Origin of the sequence: Ardenticatena maritima, assembly GCF_001306175.1 — a bacterium.
In the GTDB taxonomy this organism is placed as follows: domain Bacteria; phylum Chloroflexota; class Anaerolineae; order Ardenticatenales; family Ardenticatenaceae; genus Ardenticatena; species Ardenticatena maritima.
The window spans coordinates 331808-348205 of sequence record NZ_LGKN01000003.1 but is presented as its reverse complement, the minus strand read 5'-3'; the positions used below and the strand labels follow the sequence as shown (position 1 = coordinate 348205).

The following is a 16398-nucleotide window of genomic DNA, read 5'->3' as shown; positions in this document are numbered from 1 at the left end:
CATATTTTTTAGGCAAAAAAGAGTGCTTTTTTCTCACAAAGAAATGCAAACAATTGTCCCTCGTCCCTGAAACCAACAAACTTTTGTCCTGTTTCTTCATCTTCGGCGAAAACCCCATGCGGCTTGGGCTTTGCCTGCCGTGGTGAGGGGCGTATAATGCACGTCAAGCAAACCACATGTGCGGAGAACCCGTATGTCCAAACGATGGTCATCCCTGGAAGAGCAAATCGAGCGCCTGCTAGAGCAGCCTTTTTTCCGGCTCTTTGGTGGGCGGTTGGAACCGGCCGATATCGCCAAGCGGCTGGGGTATGCCATGGAAGATGGGCGTATCCTCACCGCCGGCAAATTGCTGGCGCCCAACCATTATGTTGTGCGGCTCAATCCGGAAGATGCGGCAGAGTTTGAGGGATACTGGCAGACTCTCGAGCGTGAAATGGTTTCCTACTTGTTGAAACTGGGCGAAAAACGCGGACTGACATTTGCCGGGCGCCCGCATATTGAATTCAAACCCGACCCGGCTATTTCGCGCGGCAGCGTTGAAGTTGACGCCAAATTAGTTGACCTCTCCGCCCAAGACCAAACCATGATGTTCACCGCCCCAATGGCGATTGAAACGCCCGAAACGCCTTCGGTGATGGCGACTGGCGCACGCCTGCGCTGGGGCGACCGCCTGATTCCTCTTGATCTCCCATTTATGACGATTGGGCGCAGTATGGACAACGACATTATCATCGAAAGCGAAGGGGTAAGCCGTCATCACGCGCAAATCAAATTACGCCAGGGGCAATACGTGCTACGCGACCTGGAAAGTGCAAACGGGACATTTGTCAACGGGCAACGCATTCAAGATGAATGCGTGTTGCAAGATGGCGACCGTATTCGGTTTGCAAACGTGGAACTGATTTTTGAGATACCGGAGACATGGCAACCGAAGCATTCACGCTAACCATTTTCATCGTTCGCATAGGGCTTGCGCTGTTGTTGTATGCATTCCTCTTCGCAGTGGCGCAACTCGTTTGGCGTGACGTCAAGCAAAGCGCACAGGGGGAAACGATACCCGCCGCGCCACGCCAGCAGAGCGCCCTGCTCGAAGTCATTGAAGGCGAAGAAGCCAACCTGATTGAGGGGCAACGTTTCGCCGTGCATACGATCACCACCATCGGGCGCGACCTGAGCAACGACGTGGTCGTCCCGGATACGTATGTGTCCGCCGAACATGCGCGCATTCAATTTCGTGAGGGGCGCTGGTGGATTGAAGACCTGGGCGCAACGAACCCCACACGCTTAAACGGGCGGCCTCTTTCCGCCAACACGCCCGCCCCACTCGATAGCGGCGACCTCGTGCAAGTGGGGCGCGCGATATTCAAGTTTCGGGGGTAAATGCGGGGAGCGCTACAGTAGATTGATAGACCGGCTCGCCTCGGCACAACTGTTCGTACACATCGAGCAAGAGAGTGGCATGCGATTCGATCGTGACCACCGGCGGAATGTGGGTGCGCATCTCCACGAGTTGCTGAGGATTCATAATAAGGTCGTAAAGTACAGCGGCCAGGGCATCTACATCACCGGGTGGGAAGAGCCGCCCGGTTTTGCCATCTACCACCTTCTCTTCTAATGCTCCCAACCGCGACGCAACCACCGGTACGTTCATGGCATAGGCTTCTTGAATCACCAGCGGCGAATTTTCAAACCAGAGTGATGGCACAACAAGACAATCCATCTGCCGCAAAGCCGCCCCCGTTTCCCGATAATCAATCGCGCCGGCAAACCGAATGAGGGGATGGCGGGCGCGTTTACGAAGCGAGTCCGCATAGTCGGGAAACGCCTGGTCGCTGCCGTAGATCGTCAGTGCGGCGGCATCGGGAGGAAGACGATTGAACGCTTCAATCAGCACGTGGACCCCTTTTTGCCACGCTAGCGACCCCAAAAAGCCAAAGTGGGGACGCCGTGGGGGAGGTGGCAGTTCCCCGGCCTCCTGCAACCGTGATGTGTCCAAACCATTTTCCAGCAGGATGATACGTTCCGCGGGAAAACCATGCGCAATGTACTGTTGCCGCAAAAACTGGCTTGGGGCAATAAACACCTGCACATATTTCAAAAGACGACGCAAATAGGCATTGCGATACACAAAAGGAAGCGCTACTAATGGGCGTGCATAACGAAGCGCACGCAAATCAGCGCGCACCGTTGCACAATCTACACAATTGAGCCCCCACTGTGGCCCCCCACACACCTGCCCATCAGGACGAATCAGCTGGCTATTGGGGCAAAAGAACCAGTAGTCATGGAGTGTCAAAAGTGTTGGAATCGCCTTTGCCAATTCCAGCAGACGTGCTGAAACACCTTGCACATGCTGAAAATGAATAATCTCGGGGTGCACTTCTTGCAAAAATTGCGTGAACTGTCGCTCAATCGCACCATTACGGAATGTATGCCAAAATTGACGAGCGGCGTTTTCTTGCTGGTGAGGAAGCAATGCACGCCATACGTGTATGCCATCCCGCTCGAGACGGGCAGGAACGGCGGCATCTGGTTCCACCCAAAACGGGTAGAACACATGGACGTCATGCCCGATACGCGCCAAAGCCCGCGCCAGGCTCCATGTGTAGATTTCGGTTCCCCCCAAACTTTCGGGGGGGAATTTATGTACAACAAATGCAATACGCATATCAATCTCGTTTCCGTACCCTTCTAGCGCGGTATGAGTCTATACACGTAAATTGGATGAGCAAATTGCCACACGAGAAACGGATAGGGGGCTCGCTGTTGACCAATCATCGTGGACGCCCAAACATCGCGAGCAACCTGTTCGACAGTGTAGCCTTCTGGTACGAGCGCACGCGGCGGTTCAGGTTTTTGCGCTACAAGGTACAACGGACGCCCCAACGCGATATAGGTATCAGCCGCCCGACGCAAGGCGAGCGCATCAGGGCTGTCGCTATCCAAAAGAAGCGCCCACCGCCCATCAAACGCATACAGTGGTGCAGCCAACCACCCCACCCAGGAATCGTTATCCTGGGCTTCAAACCAAATAACGGCATCGGCGGGGAGACTCTCTGCCAAACGCGCAATGGTTTCCGGTGTTTGTTGTCCCGTCGCCACGTCCATACGTGGCCAGCTCAGGGCGCCTTCCCACAAAATGGCTATACACATGACAACACCAGCCAACCAGCGCCAGCGGCGTTGTGGCATCTGCAAGAGAACATCAAATACACAAGCGATAAAGATCGCCATCAATGGGAGAACATCACTCACCAAACGGCGCATCGAGACAGGGTAGACAGGTGCGGAAGTATACCGTGTGAGGAACACTGCGCTCAGGCTGATGAGTAAAAACCCTAATACCCCTTGCGGCAGGCGCACACCACGACATGCCACCGCAAACAACCCTAACCCCGCCAGCCAGAAGAAAAGGGGCGACGTGTACGATCCCGTAAACCAGACAATTTCCTGCAAAGGCGCAGGGGTTTCCCAGCCAGGAATCACCAAGGGCAACGTTCCCCACACGACAAGCCCACACCATGCTACGACGGCCCCCCACACAAACAGCGGCGCAGCTGCCTCCATCCATCGAACAACTTGTTTCCCCCACAACCACCCCACCGGCCACGCGACGACACAGCCCAAGAATGCCGCCAGCACAGCCCATGCAAACCACCACCATCGCGCCGCAACGAGTTCATACGTAGCGCCAACATACGCCCTATTTGTGCCCACCCCCAGCAGGAACACCATCGCCACCAGCACAAGCAGAGTCGAAGGTGCGCGTCCCCGCTCATGCCAAAGCCCTGCCAGAAACAACGCCAGCGCGACCGTGGGCAACAAGAGCAACGCATCGAGACGCGCCGCCCACGTTGTCGTCCATGCCAACAAGGTCAGCCATAGCCAGCGCTCATCACGCGTGCGTAACCAGACCAACAGCGTGGCGCAGCCCGCCATCATCCAAAATTGCCCCACAATTTCGGCATACGCCATGCGCCCAAAATGCACCTGCGGAAAGCTCAACGCCAGCAACAGGACGCCCCCCACTGCCGCCCAGCGCATCACAAACTGGCGTGCGACGGCATACACAGCCCATATCCCCAGAAGAGCAAAGAGCGGTGTGCTGAACAACATGGCACGCAAGCCCCCCCACTTGAACACGAACGCCAGCCAGGTACTCCATAGTGGGGGGCGGCTGACGTGGATACGCATGGTGGCCGGATCCAGGATATACCAGGCGCCATAGAGCAGTCCATCATACGAGCGCAGGTCGCGACGATGGGCTTGCTCGGTATCGGCTACCCAAAAGGGGTCGCTCTCACTGGTGGAAAGGGGCGCCAGCGGCTCATACACACCATGCAAAGCGCCTGTGCGTGCAATCCAGGTGGCTTCATTCACGTAAATGGAGGCGTCGCCATGTAAAGCAATGTTCGTATCGGGGGGAAGAAAGAGGAGCACTACGAATGACAATCCCGCCACAGTCCACCGCTCACGTGGCGCTAACCGCCACCACCCGACCACGGCAAGCCCCGCAGCAGCTACCAGCAGAGGCCACGCCAACCACCAGCCTTGGCGAAACATGCCCCACGCCGCCAGTCCAATGAGCACCCAATGGACCAGCGCCAACACCGCCAAGGCGCCACCCAACGCTGTGCGGCTCGTCAAGCGTGTCATAGGCTACCCATGAATGTGTGGCGCAACCTGTGCCGCCAAACGCACCAAGTTGGCGCGTTCACCACGCCGATGTGCTTGCACAATCGCCGTGTATACCCGCTCTAAGCGGTCAATGTAGCGATCGAATGTCCAACGATGTCGCACATCAGCAGCACCATTTTGGCTCAAACGGTGGTACAAGTCGGCATCGTGCATGAGCCGTACAAGCGCCTGTTCGAGCGCCGCGGGGTCATCCGGGGGAACAAGCAAGCCATTTTCGCCATCGCGAATCGCTTCTGGTGTGCCGCCTGTGGTTGTGGCAATGGTGGGGATTCCAGTTGCCAGCGCCTCCAACAACCCTCCCGAAAACGGTTCATCCCAAATCGAGCAGAAGAGATACACATCACCTTCTTGGAAGACACGCGCCAATTGCGCACGCGGCACAAACCCATGCACACGCACCACATCGCCAACACCCAGATCGGCTATCTTCTTGTGCAGGAACGCCATGAAATTGTCGGTCCCGGAACCGTAAATATCCAGCATCACCGGCGGTATATCGTTGCGTGCACGCAAGCGTGCCACAGCTTCAATTGCCACTTGCGGACCTTTGCCATGCCACAATTGCGCCGCAAACACAAGCCGCCAGGGGCGTTCACCGGGGAATGTGCGTTCGCGGTAAGCGAACATATCCGCCGGTACACCAAGATACGTCGCCAGGCTTTGTTCAGCGGGAAAACCGCGCGCGATATGAAGTTGACGAATAAACTCAGAGACGGCTAACACATAGTCAGGCATGGCAAATCGGCGCACCACAGGCTGAACACCCGAGCGCAACAACGTCAATGCCATCTGTTGCTTGCGATTGTGAACCGGCACTTGCAAACCGACATCCCACAAGCCGGCCACCAGCCATTTATCCGCCGGATGCGCCACAACAGGCCAATCGCCACCACGCGCCGCCGCCAACGGCGACATAGAAGCCTGGTATAAATTCCACGCGATGACCATGTCAGGGCGCAATGCCGCCAATGTAGCGCGAACGTTGCGATACGTGCGTGTATTGAAAATTTTCCAACGCATCACACGCGCCGCCGTCAATGGCAAACCGCCTAAAAACAGATCCTCCTTGCGGTCCAAATTGATATCAAGCACACCATGCGTGAACCCATCACGGGGAAGTTGTTCACCATACCCGGTCAGGATATGGACTGTGTGCCCACGGGCGCGCAAGGCTTCGGCTACATCACGCGCCAAAATTTCGTTCCCACCAACAATGTAAGGCGGGTATAAGTTGCAAATAAGAGCAATCGTCAAAGGTTCAATGGATTCAGACATGCGTCCGCACCTGTTGTTTGGCGTGTTGGGCAACCTCAAAGCAAAAATCGGCAAAATCGGCGCCAAGTTTGCGCCAGGAATAGCGTTCTTCCGCAATACGGCGCGCCTTGCGCGTCATCTCGGTGATTTCTTCGGCGGGAGCTTGCAAAAGGCGCACCAGCGCTTCGACAAATGCGTGTGGGGTATCAGCCAGCACAAGAGCGCCTTCCTCGGCCACATCCAATAACCCCTGTGCGCCCACGCTTGTACTCACTACCGGCACGCCCGCCGCCATCGCCTCAACAATTTTGAGGCGCGTCCCCCCACCGAGACGCAACGGCACCATAAGGACATGTGATTGCGCTAAATAAGGACGTACATCGGGCACCTTGCCGGTGACAATGACATTCGCATATTGCTTTTCCAATGCGCGAATGTCAGGCACAGGATTTTGCCCCACGATCAAAATGCGCACATTGGGCACACGGGTTTGCAACAAAGCATACATTTCATCAAAGAAATAGCGCACAGCATCAATGTTGGGATAGTAGGACATCGTGCCCATAAACATGATCGTTGGCTCATCAGCCGGCTGGCGCTGGGCAGGCGTAAAGAAATCGGTATCAGCGCCATTGATAATGACACGTGTCGGGACATCGGCATACAAATCTTTCAAAAGCGCCTCATCCTCCGGCGAGCAGACTACGGCTCCATTAAAAAAAGGCGCCACCTGACGCAGCATACGTTTCAATTTCACCGATTCCACCCAATCCAGCACTTTGTCAACCCCCCAGGGGCGGGCTTGCGCGAGCTCTCGATAATGCATCCAGTCTATTTTATGTAAAATCGAAACCAGTGGCACACCAACATGTGGTAAATGTGCCACATACGGCCACATGGCTAATTCATCACAGACAACCAAGTCATACCCGCGCAGCAATTCACTTTGCAGATAGAGCAAACTTTGCGCTGTATGGAAATGCTGCAATAAACGCGGTAATGGACGCAGGGCGCGCCGGTAAGGCTCATAGCGCGACCAACGCCGCCGCAATTGAATACTCTCAACACGTGCGCACATCTCTGCAAGTGGTCCGGGCTCAGGCGGTTGTTCTCCATAGTGCACAGTAAAGAGATCTACATCCGCCCGTTCCGCCAGCCCACGCAACAAATGGAATGAGCGCAGTTTTCCACCTGTATCTGCAGGCCAAGGCATAAATGGGGTGACGACTGCGGCTTTCATGAAAGAGCCCCCTCGCTTTTCTCAGGATCGGCTGGCTTGCGTCCTGTTACATACACCTCGCGCGGCGGATGAAGCCAGCGGATAGCGCGTTCAAGGCGTTCTGTGTACCGCTCCAATGCTTCAGCATACTGTGTAAGGCTTTGCTGCTGTTCCCAAGTGTGGCGCAAGATGTTTTCCATGGCTTGCAAATACATGTGCTGAAAAGATAATTGGCGGCGCATATCTACAAAAAGTGGTGCAAGCCAACGCCCCAAGCGCGGAAAAAGGATAGACCACAAACGCCCGCGCCACGTGTTCGGCCACTCAAAGGGAGGCGGCGTAGGGACATCGAGCGCGGGAAATGGGAGGGACGTGCCGTGTGGCAAATTCTTGGGAAACGGCGGGCGTTCACCGAGTATTTTGTCTATACCTTCCCACTTCGTTACCTCAAGAGAGCCGCTCTCTATCCCCTCAAATCCCGCAGCATAAAAGAAAAATTCCAGCAATTGGGAACTATAGAGACGCACGTGCGTTGGGTCGCGCCAAAATTCATGCAAATGCACCACAATCGAGGCCGCATTGGGAGTCCCAATCACCAAAAGACCGCCTGGGCGCAAAGCAGTGTACGCCGCACGGATGAGCGCCTGCACCTGTTCAGGCGACATATGTTCTACCACATTGGTTGAAAAAACCGCATCGAAGGCTTGCGGTTGCGCCTCTAACCACTCGATCGCGTCAGCATGATACGCCGTCAGTCCACGAGCACGACACGCTTCTATCATGCCCTCGTCAATATCAACGCCAATGGCTTCATGCCCATTGGCTTCGAGCAGTGCGAGAAACTCCCCGCGCCCACATCCGACATCAACGACACGAGGATACCCTTCAAAAAGCGGCAAATAGGCCTGTAAAACACGTTGCAAGGCTTCGGGGCGGCTGTATCCACGTGTATAGAGGTATTCGTAATATTGATGCTCTACATCGTTTGCCATACGATACACTCCATGTGTGCAAAAAGATGCCCCACATCTGTGGGGCGGGTTCATTATACGAAAACACGCCTTCACGCCAAAACGTCTTCTTGCCCCTCTTACTCAAGGTTTACATTTTCCGCTAAGCCCCATACAATCAAAACACCCGCATTCCCTGACAACAAGGAGCAAACCATGCAGACTATTGATGTTGTTTTGCACGGTGTTGGTCATGTTGGGCGGCATCTGCTGCGCCTATTTCAAACACAAGCCGACCTGTTGCGCGAACGCCACAACCTGACGGTACGTGTCATCGCTGCCGTGGATAGCCGTGGAGCGGCACTCAACCTCAACGGGCTTGACATTGCCGCACTCCTCGACGCCAAACAGCGCTCCGGCTCGGTCGCCGAAGCGCCACATGGGCAACGCGGCATGACGCTTCAAGGTGTCATGGCAAATGTGCGCACGCACGCTGTCTTGCTGGAAGCCACGCCGGTCAACCTTGAGACGGGGGAACCGGGGCTCAGTGCAATGCGCACCGCCCTTGAACGCGGATGGGATGTTGTTTCCGCCAACAAGGCCCCCCTGGTGCTCGCCTACCGTGACCTGGTGCAAATCGCCCATCAACGCCATGCTCGTCTTGCTTTTTCGGCCACTGTGTGCGGTGGACTTCCTGTTATCAATGTCGGACGCTACGACCTCGCCCATGCCACCATCACCCGTATCGAAGGCATTGTCAACAGCACCACCAACTACATTCTCAGTGAAATGCGTAAAGGGCGCTCGTTTGACGAAGCCTTGCGTGAAGCCCAACACGCCGGCATCGCCGAAGCCGACCCGACGCTCGATGTGAGTGGGTGGGATGCCGCCAACAAACTCATCATCATGGCGAACGCGATTTTGCACATTCACGCGACACGCCACGATGTTGACGTAGAAGGCATTGAACACCTCACACGCGAGCAACTCCTGGATGCTGAAACCAACGGGCAGACGATCCGGCTGGTCGCGAGCGCAGAACGGCAGGCAAATGGAACATACCGCTTGCGTGTCGCGCCACGCGCTCTTCCGAAAACCCATCCGCTTGCCATACTCGAAGGGCACCAAATGGGCGTTGTCTTTGAGACCGACATCAATGGGCGCATCTTCCTGGCTATCGAGGAAGAAGACCCTACACCCACCGCCGCCGCCATGCTGCGCGACATCGTTTTGCTCGCCAATCCACGCGGCTAGGAAAAGGGTATGGACGCCCTGGAACAAACCGTCAAGCAGGTCATACAACGATTGAACCTGCTCCGCCAAGGCGAGCGGGTTGTTGTCGCTGTAAGCGGCGGCCCCGACAGCCTGGCGCTTCTGCACATTTTGCACACCTTGCGCACACACTGGGACCTCACGCTTATTGTCGCCCATCTCGACCATGCCCTGCGCCCCACATCGCGTGAAGACGCCGCTTTTGTGGGACGTATTGCCGCGCAACTGGGGCTGTTTTGCGTGCGCGAACGGCAAGATGTGCGTGCCTATGCCAAAGCACACCGCTTGAGCCTGGAAGAAGCCGCCCGCGAAGTGCGCTATCAGTTTCTCGCGCAGGTCGCCCGCGCCACACAAGCAACCGTCATCGCAACAGGGCATACCGCCGACGACCAGGCTGAAACGGTGCTGATGCATTTCCTGCGTGGTGCGGGGCTCAGCGGTTTGAAAGGCATGCTTGCACGCAGCCGCCTTGTATTGCCCCCCCGTGAACCAGATACGCCGGCAGAACCGCCTGTTGATCTTGTACGCCCCCTCCTCTTCACCCCTCGGCGCGACATCGAAGCCTATCTTGAACGCAAGGGGCTGCATCCGGTTCAAGATGAAACCAACTTCGACACGGCATTTCATCGGAACCGCCTGCGTCACGAACTGCTGCCGCTTTTGGAACGTGAATATCAACCCCAACTGCGCACACGTCTGGCGCGCACCGCCGAAACACTGGCCGTTGACTGGGACTTCATCCAGCAGGCGGTCAACACCGCCTGGGAGCAACTTGCCCAAATCCATCCAGGTAGCATCACATTCCCGCGCGACGCGTTTTTGGCGCTACACCCGGCACTTCAACGTCGGCTTGTGCGGCGCGCTCTGTTCACATTGCGCCCACTGCTCCGCGATGTGGCATGGGACCATATCACCAACGCGCTTTTCATCGCCACCCACGGTGAAACTGGGGCGCAGGCCACCTTACCAGGGCATCTCATGCTTCGCCGCGAATACGACCAGATTCGCATCGAAAGCGACCCCGTTGTGCAAGAGTGGCCGCAATTGTCCGAACCAATGACACCTCCCCTCGATACCAATGCCACTTTCACCATTGGAGACTGGACGCTGACATTGCGCACCATACCTCGAGAGGCTTTGGACGTTTCGCCTTTCGAGAACACAGACCGCTGGCAAGCCTTCCTTGACGCCAATCGCATTCACTTCCCCGTGCGGCTCCGCACACGTCAAAAAGGCGACCGCTTTCACCCCTTGGGCATGCCGGGCGATGTCAATCTGGCCGATTTTCTCACGGCGCAAAAAGTGCCGCAGGCTGTCCGCGATGCTCTCCCACTGCTTGTTGACGCCAACGATCGCATTTTGTGGGTAGCGGGTGTACGCATCAGCGCCGATGCGGCTGTTCAAGAGACCACCACACACATACTCCATCTTATGTTCCAGAAAAGGTAAAAAGCCCCTAACACGTATCCCCCCACTTCTTTTATTGAAAATTCTGTTGACGAAAGACGCCTTTCTCATATGATAGTGGTTTGCTATCCTTGAGACATCTGGTGTTGCGAGCCCATGTCAACCAACAATCAACGCGTTCTTTGGCTTATCGGTAGTGGCCGAAGCGGCACAACCTGGCTACAGCGCGTCTTGGCGACGCTTCTCGATGGTGAAATTTGCTTTGAGCCGCTTCACCCAGAGTACGTCAACCTCCCCAACCTACACCCACCAATCAAACATTCAAACAGTCGCCCCTATCTTCGCGCGACACAGCACGCACCCTCGTGGGCTACATTTGTTCAGATCATTCAGACGGGGAAAGTGCATTCCCCCTGGCTGGATGTAGGCTATACCACTTCACGATGGCGATGGAAATGGCATCGCTTGCAACAGATGATTCGCTCACCTTTTCAAGCGCGAATCATCAAATCGATTCGTGCGACACTCCTTCTGGGATGGCTCAAATCCCATTTTGATGTACCAATTATTTTTCTCATACGCCATCCATGTGCTGTTGTGAGCAGTCAAGCGCGCCTTGGATGGTTCATGAACGCCCAGGAATTCCTGGAAGATAGCCTTCTTGTTGAGGACTACCTCCAACCGTATGTCAACCAGATTGCTCATTTACAAGGGGCTTGGGCACATCGTGCCGCCTTTTGGGCAATTGAAAACCTGGTTGGAATGCAACTAGCACAACAATTTGATATCCCCATTGTCTTTTACGAGCATCTTGTGTGCTCACCGCAAGAAACATTGCAATCCCTTCTTCACCAACTTGGTTATACCTGGCATGAACATCGATGGCGGCATGTGCAACACCGCTTGCTCAGGCCGGCAAGCCCAAAACATCTTGCTGCCTGGCGAAATACACTCGATCCCCAAACCATCCAGACCATCCTTGAGGTGGTGCATACGTTGGGGGTCTCAGTGTATGACGAAGATCCTTTGCCATCACCACGCATGTTGCATTGAGTGAAGCAGGAGAAGACAATGCCACAAAAGCATGTTTGGCTCGCAGGAAGTGGTCGTAGTGGGACAACCTGGTTTCACAATCTACTCGGCCTTGTCCCCAAAACAATGAAACTATTTGAGCCACTCAACCCCGATTTTGTGCGGCTTCCTCCATTGCGCCCACCCGTGCGAACGACCCATTCGCGTCCTTACTTACCACCTGAGAGCAGTTCTCTGACGTGGAGTCTTTTTATCAAATCCATTTTCGCGGGGTTCTTCTTGAATGACTGGGTTGTCTATACGTATGCTGCCCCCAAAATCAAGCAGAAAGCGCCCCGGTGGCAACGGTGGCAACAGCTCAGATATGCAGAACACGTTGTTGTCAAGGCTATCCGCTCAAATTTGCTGGTCGGCTGGATTGCTGCACGCAATCTTGCAAAAGTCGTTTTTATCATTCGCCACCCATGTGCCACTATTTGGAGCCAATACCAGCAGGGATGGCAAATGTCCATTGATGAATTTCTCGCGGATAAAAAATTGCTCCAAGATCATTTGCACCCCTATTTGCCCATTATCCATCAGTACAACCGAACCGAATGGCAACAACGGGCGCTTTTTTGGGCAATTGATAATCTTGTACCTCTTCACTATGCGCGCACTCTTCCTTTGCTCGTGGTCAGCTATGAGCAACTCGTGCTGAATACAGAACAGGAATTACAACGTGTGTTCTCTTTCTTGGAGTGGGATGTTGATGAACAAACATGGACGCACTTACGCCAACGCATCCACGCACGTGAAAAAAGGATAGACATCCTGGAGCGATGGAAAAAAGAAATGCCGGCCGAAGCGGTGGCCGACATTTTACAAATCACGCATGCCATGGGGCTGGATATGTACGATGAACAACCAACCCCACATGCATTCGACTTATTCACTCGATGGCTGTGAATGTTCCATCACCATATGTGGGGCTTCATGCTTCCATTCCACCGGCATGGCAATATCACCGTGAGCTGGCATATCTGAAACAACTTGGAACGTATAAAGCCATTGATGAAAATCACTTGGACGCTGCCAACGTGGATACTGCGGCTCTGGATAGCACGCAGCAGACAAATAATACCGCCCCATAGGCAAGGCCAAAACCGGCACACGCACAACAACACGCCCTGCCCCAGGTGACAAAATAGGATCTACTGGGTTGTCATAGGTATTTGACGCCCAGAGATAATGACCATCTAATTTGTGAATAAGCACGCTGAAAATTGGCTCTTCTACGGGTTCAACTGCTTCATACTCAATCACAAACTCAACAGGTGCAAGCGATTCAACCGACCACGTCGCCGCCCCCTCGGCATTGCGCATTTCAACATTCGTAATCTTGATAGGCCCATTCCCCCAACGGCGCGGAGGCGGATGATCGGGCACTTTGACGGGATAACGACGCGCCCACTTACTCAACGCCTCATCAACTTCTCCCGAGAGATCACCATCCCCTGTAGCCTGTTGCTCCTCTGCTTCCTTCAAAAGCATGCGTTTGATTGCTTCGTTGCGCTGAATAAGTTCCTCAGCTTCACGCTCGTTGACGGTATCCACATAGGCACGCACAACATCTTCAATCGCGCCCGACGCCTGCACCTCACCATCTTGCAACCAAATGGCGTGGCTACAAAATTCCACCATCTGCCCTAAATTGTGTGAAACCATCAAAATCGTTTTTCCTTGCGCCTGACGAATACGTAATAAATCAAGACACCGCCGCTGAAAACGCTCATCACCTACAGCAAGCACTTCATCAATCACCAGAATATCGGCATCAACATGCGCTGCGATGGCAAATCCCAACCGTGCTTTCATCCCGCTTGAATAGTTTTTGATGGGTGTATCAATAAAACGCCCCAATTCGGCAAAATCCACGATGTCATCAAACCGTTGGTCAATATACTCTTTGGAGAATCCCAAGAGTGAACCATTCAAGTAAATATTTTCACGCCCCGTCAATTCTGGGTGAAAACCAGCCCCTAATTCCAATAATGCTGCAACCCGCCCATTGACTTCAATCAGCCCTTCGGTGGGCTGTAAAATGCCGGCTACCATTTTGAGCGCCGTACTTTTCCCACTTCCATTCGGGCCAATAATCCCCACAGTACGCCCATATGGGACTGAAAATGAGACATCACGCAAAACCCAAAACTCATCATGTCCGTGGGAACGTCGTGCAAGCAAGTCAACAAAACGTTGTTGCCATGAGCGCGTCTCTTCGTGACGCAGAATAAATTTTTTGGAAACATGTTCAAAACGTATGGCATCCATCGCTACACTCCTCGCATTCAGACGCCCGATTATACGTTTCCATCAAGAGAAACCAAATCAAGCCTGCCTTTTTGCTTTGCCAGTAAAACTATGTCAAACTTTTTTCATCAGCAAAACCGAATGAAAAAATTACCAATCAAACAAATACGCATCTTCAAGCAAATGAAACGTAAAAACAATATGGTGTCTCCTGTCACAATCAAACGACGCTTGCCGACAGGAGCCCAACGCATGCGAAATCGAGATTACACGGTTGGCATCACGCTCACGTTGCTTTCAACGTTTGCAGCGGCGACGGCGCCTATCATTGGGAAACTTGCCTATCGGGCATCGGTGACACCCTACACGCTTGTTGCGCTTCGTACGGTTGTCGCTGCCACGACACTCTGGCTCTTTTATCTGCTCTTCTGGCGCGATGCTATCCGCATCAAATGGCAACACTTGCTTGGCTGCATCGGCATGGGTATTGCCAATGGTGTTGGCTCGCTGATGTACTATCCTGGGCTGGCGCGCATTGATGCCTCTCTGGCGCAACTCTTCTATGCGCTTTATCCGGTATGGGTGTTTATCTTTCTGAGCGCCGCCGGCCATCCCATCTCGCGTCTCGCCTTGGTACGGCTGGGGATAGCATTGGCCGGTGTCTTCTTCCTGACATTTTCGCCCGGCGCCCATTTTGATTTCCTCGGCGCTATGCTCCTTATTGCCGCCGGCGCTATGTATGGCTGGCACCTCGTTTTGGGGCAATGGACACTGGCCGACGCAGATTCGCGCAGCGTGACCTTGTACGTGATTACTACAATGGCCATTGTTGTGAGCATCGCCCGTATTGCCATCGGGCAGCCGCTTGAACCAATCTCCCTGGAAGGCTGGCTCGCTATCATCGGGTTGGGGTTGATTCCCATGGCGTTGGCGCGTTTGCTTGTTTTCGCCGGGCTCAGCCGCTTGGGTGGCATTCAAACCAGCATCCTCAGTGTCGCTGAGCTGGTGATTGCCCTTCTCCTGGCCTATTTGCTCCTGGGAGAACGCATGACAGCCTGGCAATGGGTCGGCGCGGCGCTGATTATGTTGAGTATGCTCCTCATCGGGCGGGAATCCAACCTCGATGTTGAAGGCCCCGAAAAGTGGTTGTGGGAGATGCAAAACGGGGTGCTGGAAGGAAAGACAACACTCCATGAAAATCGCCATCATGCTGTTTCATAAGACAAGAGGTTGCACAAATACAAAACCTCCGCGAATATGCGGAGGTTTTTTTATGAGGCATGGACGCGCTTCTGCTGACCAGCCTCATACCATGCAAGAAGCAAAAGCGCGCCTATCGTCGGCGGCAGAATCACCACAGCATGCAAAAGAACCCCAAACGTGACGCCCTGCACAGTTTCCGCACCAAAAAACCCCAATCCCACCATCGCCAAATACTCGAAAACACCAATACGCCCCGGTACAGTGAGAATTGAGGTCCCAACCAGCAAGACCAACATGGTGATCAGGGCTGCATCAAACCCAAAAGGCAGGTATAACGCGCGCAAGACCGCGTAGTTATTCAGCACCATGGTGAACCACACAATTACCGTTGCGAGGAGAATCTGCCAGGCGTGACGACTTTCCCGCAAAGCCTGCAAACTATCCAACATCGCCAACAGGCGTGATGCAATCCGTTGCCGCCCCCGCACTGGCACCATCTTCACCAGCCATACGACAAAGCGAGCAAGCGGCTCATGGGCGATAACCGCCCCTGCCAAGCCCAACCCAAGCACCAGAGCAATCACAAAGGCTTGTATTGAGGGGGGCGCAAACTGCGTCGGGAGGGGCGCCAGCACCAGGGAAAGGCCAAAAATTAACCCGAACGCTATCAGGTCAATGGTTTTCTCAAGCACAATCGTCCCCAATACAAAGGCGCGCCCCCGTTGTTCGGAATTGACTAAATACAACCGCCCAATTTCACCAACCCGACCAGGAACAAACGTGTTGACCAATTGTCCCACAAGATGCCCAGTCGCCAGGATACCCCACCCCAAGCGTGGGCCTTCTTCACCAAGCAAAGCGCGCCAACGCCATACTTTGGCTCCATTGTTGAGAAGCACACTGAGCAAAGCAAACACCAACCAGCCCAAATGGGCATGCCGCATCGCACGCCATACATCCGCCCACGGGATTCCCTGAATTGTTGCCCAAGTGAGCAAGCCGGTGAGGCACCCCCACACCAGAGGACGTATGGGCAGCGCAGACATGCTGAACGCGCGTCGTTGGTTCATA

The 16398-nt window shown here is 54.5% G+C and carries 14 protein-coding genes; 7 read left to right on the top strand and 7 right to left on the bottom strand.

The window, feature by feature from the left end:
* The first annotated feature begins 193 nt into the window (after window positions 1-193).
* Both SE16_RS01585 and SE16_RS01580 read left to right on the top strand, forming a co-directional pair.
* Window positions 194-946, top strand: coding sequence for an FhaA domain-containing protein (locus SE16_RS01585; protein WP_054492796.1), 753 nt, complete (start codon window positions 194-196; stop codon window positions 944-946).
* The gene (locus tag SE16_RS01580) at window positions 922-1380 is read left to right on the top strand and encodes an FHA domain-containing protein (RefSeq protein ID WP_054492795.1); all 459 of its coding nucleotides are present in this window, start codon (window positions 922-924) and stop codon (window positions 1378-1380) included. Before SE16_RS01585 ends, SE16_RS01580 begins: the two co-directional genes overlap by 25 nt.
* On the opposite strand, the gene SE16_RS01575 is transcribed toward SE16_RS01580, so the two are convergent.
* From SE16_RS01575 to SE16_RS01555, 5 genes are read right to left on the bottom strand one after another with little or no spacing between them, the layout of a single operon-like run.
* Window positions 1364-2668, bottom strand: a complete 1305-nt coding sequence (locus SE16_RS01575) for a glycosyltransferase family 4 protein (protein WP_054492794.1) — start codon at window positions 2666-2668, stop codon at window positions 1364-1366. The two genes, SE16_RS01580 and SE16_RS01575, sit on opposite strands and share 17 nt — an antisense overlap.
* Before the next feature lie 23 nt (window positions 2669-2691).
* Entirely contained in the window at window positions 2692-4656 is a 1965-nt protein-coding gene (locus SE16_RS01570) for a hypothetical protein (RefSeq protein WP_054492793.1), read from the bottom strand.
* Between the two features lie 3 nt (window positions 4657-4659).
* The gene (locus tag SE16_RS01565) at window positions 4660-5973 is read right to left on the bottom strand and encodes a glycosyltransferase family 4 protein (protein WP_054492792.1); all 1314 of its coding nucleotides are present in this window, start codon (window positions 5971-5973) and stop codon (window positions 4660-4662) included.
* Window positions 5966-7192 (bottom strand): glycosyltransferase, encoded by a 1227-nt coding sequence (locus tag SE16_RS01560; protein WP_082374195.1) that lies wholly within the window; start codon window positions 7190-7192, stop codon window positions 5966-5968. Before SE16_RS01560 ends, SE16_RS01565 begins: the two co-directional genes overlap by 8 nt.
* A complete protein-coding gene (locus SE16_RS01555; RefSeq protein ID WP_054492790.1) occupies window positions 7189-8163 on the bottom strand; it encodes a class I SAM-dependent methyltransferase in 975 nt (324 codons plus the stop codon). Before SE16_RS01555 ends, SE16_RS01560 begins: the two co-directional genes overlap by 4 nt.
* 174 nt (window positions 8164-8337) lie before the next feature.
* Between SE16_RS01555 and SE16_RS01550 the strand changes: the two genes are divergently transcribed.
* The 4 genes from SE16_RS01550 (at window position 8338) to SE16_RS01535 (ending at window position 12780) form a co-directional block, all read left to right on the top strand.
* Window positions 8338-9375 carry a homoserine dehydrogenase gene (locus tag SE16_RS01550; RefSeq protein WP_054492789.1) on the top strand — a complete coding sequence of 346 codons (1038 nt, stop codon included), beginning with the start codon at window positions 8338-8340 and terminating at the stop codon, window positions 9373-9375.
* Between the two features lie 9 nt (window positions 9376-9384).
* Window positions 9385-10842, top strand: coding sequence for a tRNA lysidine(34) synthetase TilS (gene tilS, locus SE16_RS01545; protein ID WP_054492788.1), 1458 nt, complete (start codon window positions 9385-9387; stop codon window positions 10840-10842).
* 114 nt (window positions 10843-10956) lie between these two features.
* Entirely contained in the window at window positions 10957-11853 is an 897-nt protein-coding gene (locus tag SE16_RS15220) for a sulfotransferase (protein WP_082374193.1), read from the top strand.
* Window positions 11854-11871: 18 nt separating this feature from the next.
* A complete protein-coding gene (locus SE16_RS01535; protein WP_054492786.1) occupies window positions 11872-12780 on the top strand; it encodes a sulfotransferase domain-containing protein in 909 nt (302 codons plus the stop codon).
* Here the strand turns inward: SE16_RS01535 and SE16_RS15640 are convergent.
* On the bottom strand, window positions 12760-14145 hold the full coding sequence (locus SE16_RS15640; RefSeq protein ID WP_152918080.1) for an ABC transporter ATP-binding protein: 1386 nt from the start codon (window positions 14143-14145) through the stop codon (window positions 12760-12762). The two genes, SE16_RS01535 and SE16_RS15640, sit on opposite strands and share 21 nt — an antisense overlap.
* Before the next feature lie 231 nt (window positions 14146-14376).
* Between SE16_RS15640 and SE16_RS01525 the strand changes: the two genes are divergently transcribed.
* Window positions 14377-15345: a DMT family transporter gene (locus SE16_RS01525; protein ID WP_054492785.1), complete on the top strand. Its 969-nt coding sequence runs from the start codon at window positions 14377-14379 to the stop codon at window positions 15343-15345.
* Window positions 15346-15395: 50 nt separating this feature from the next.
* On the opposite strand, the gene SE16_RS01520 is transcribed toward SE16_RS01525, so the two are convergent.
* Complete coding sequence (locus tag SE16_RS01520) at window positions 15396-16397, bottom strand: lysylphosphatidylglycerol synthase transmembrane domain-containing protein (RefSeq protein ID WP_082374190.1); 1002 nt, start codon at window positions 16395-16397, stop codon at window positions 15396-15398.
* Between the last annotated feature and the right edge of the window lies 1 nt (window position 16398).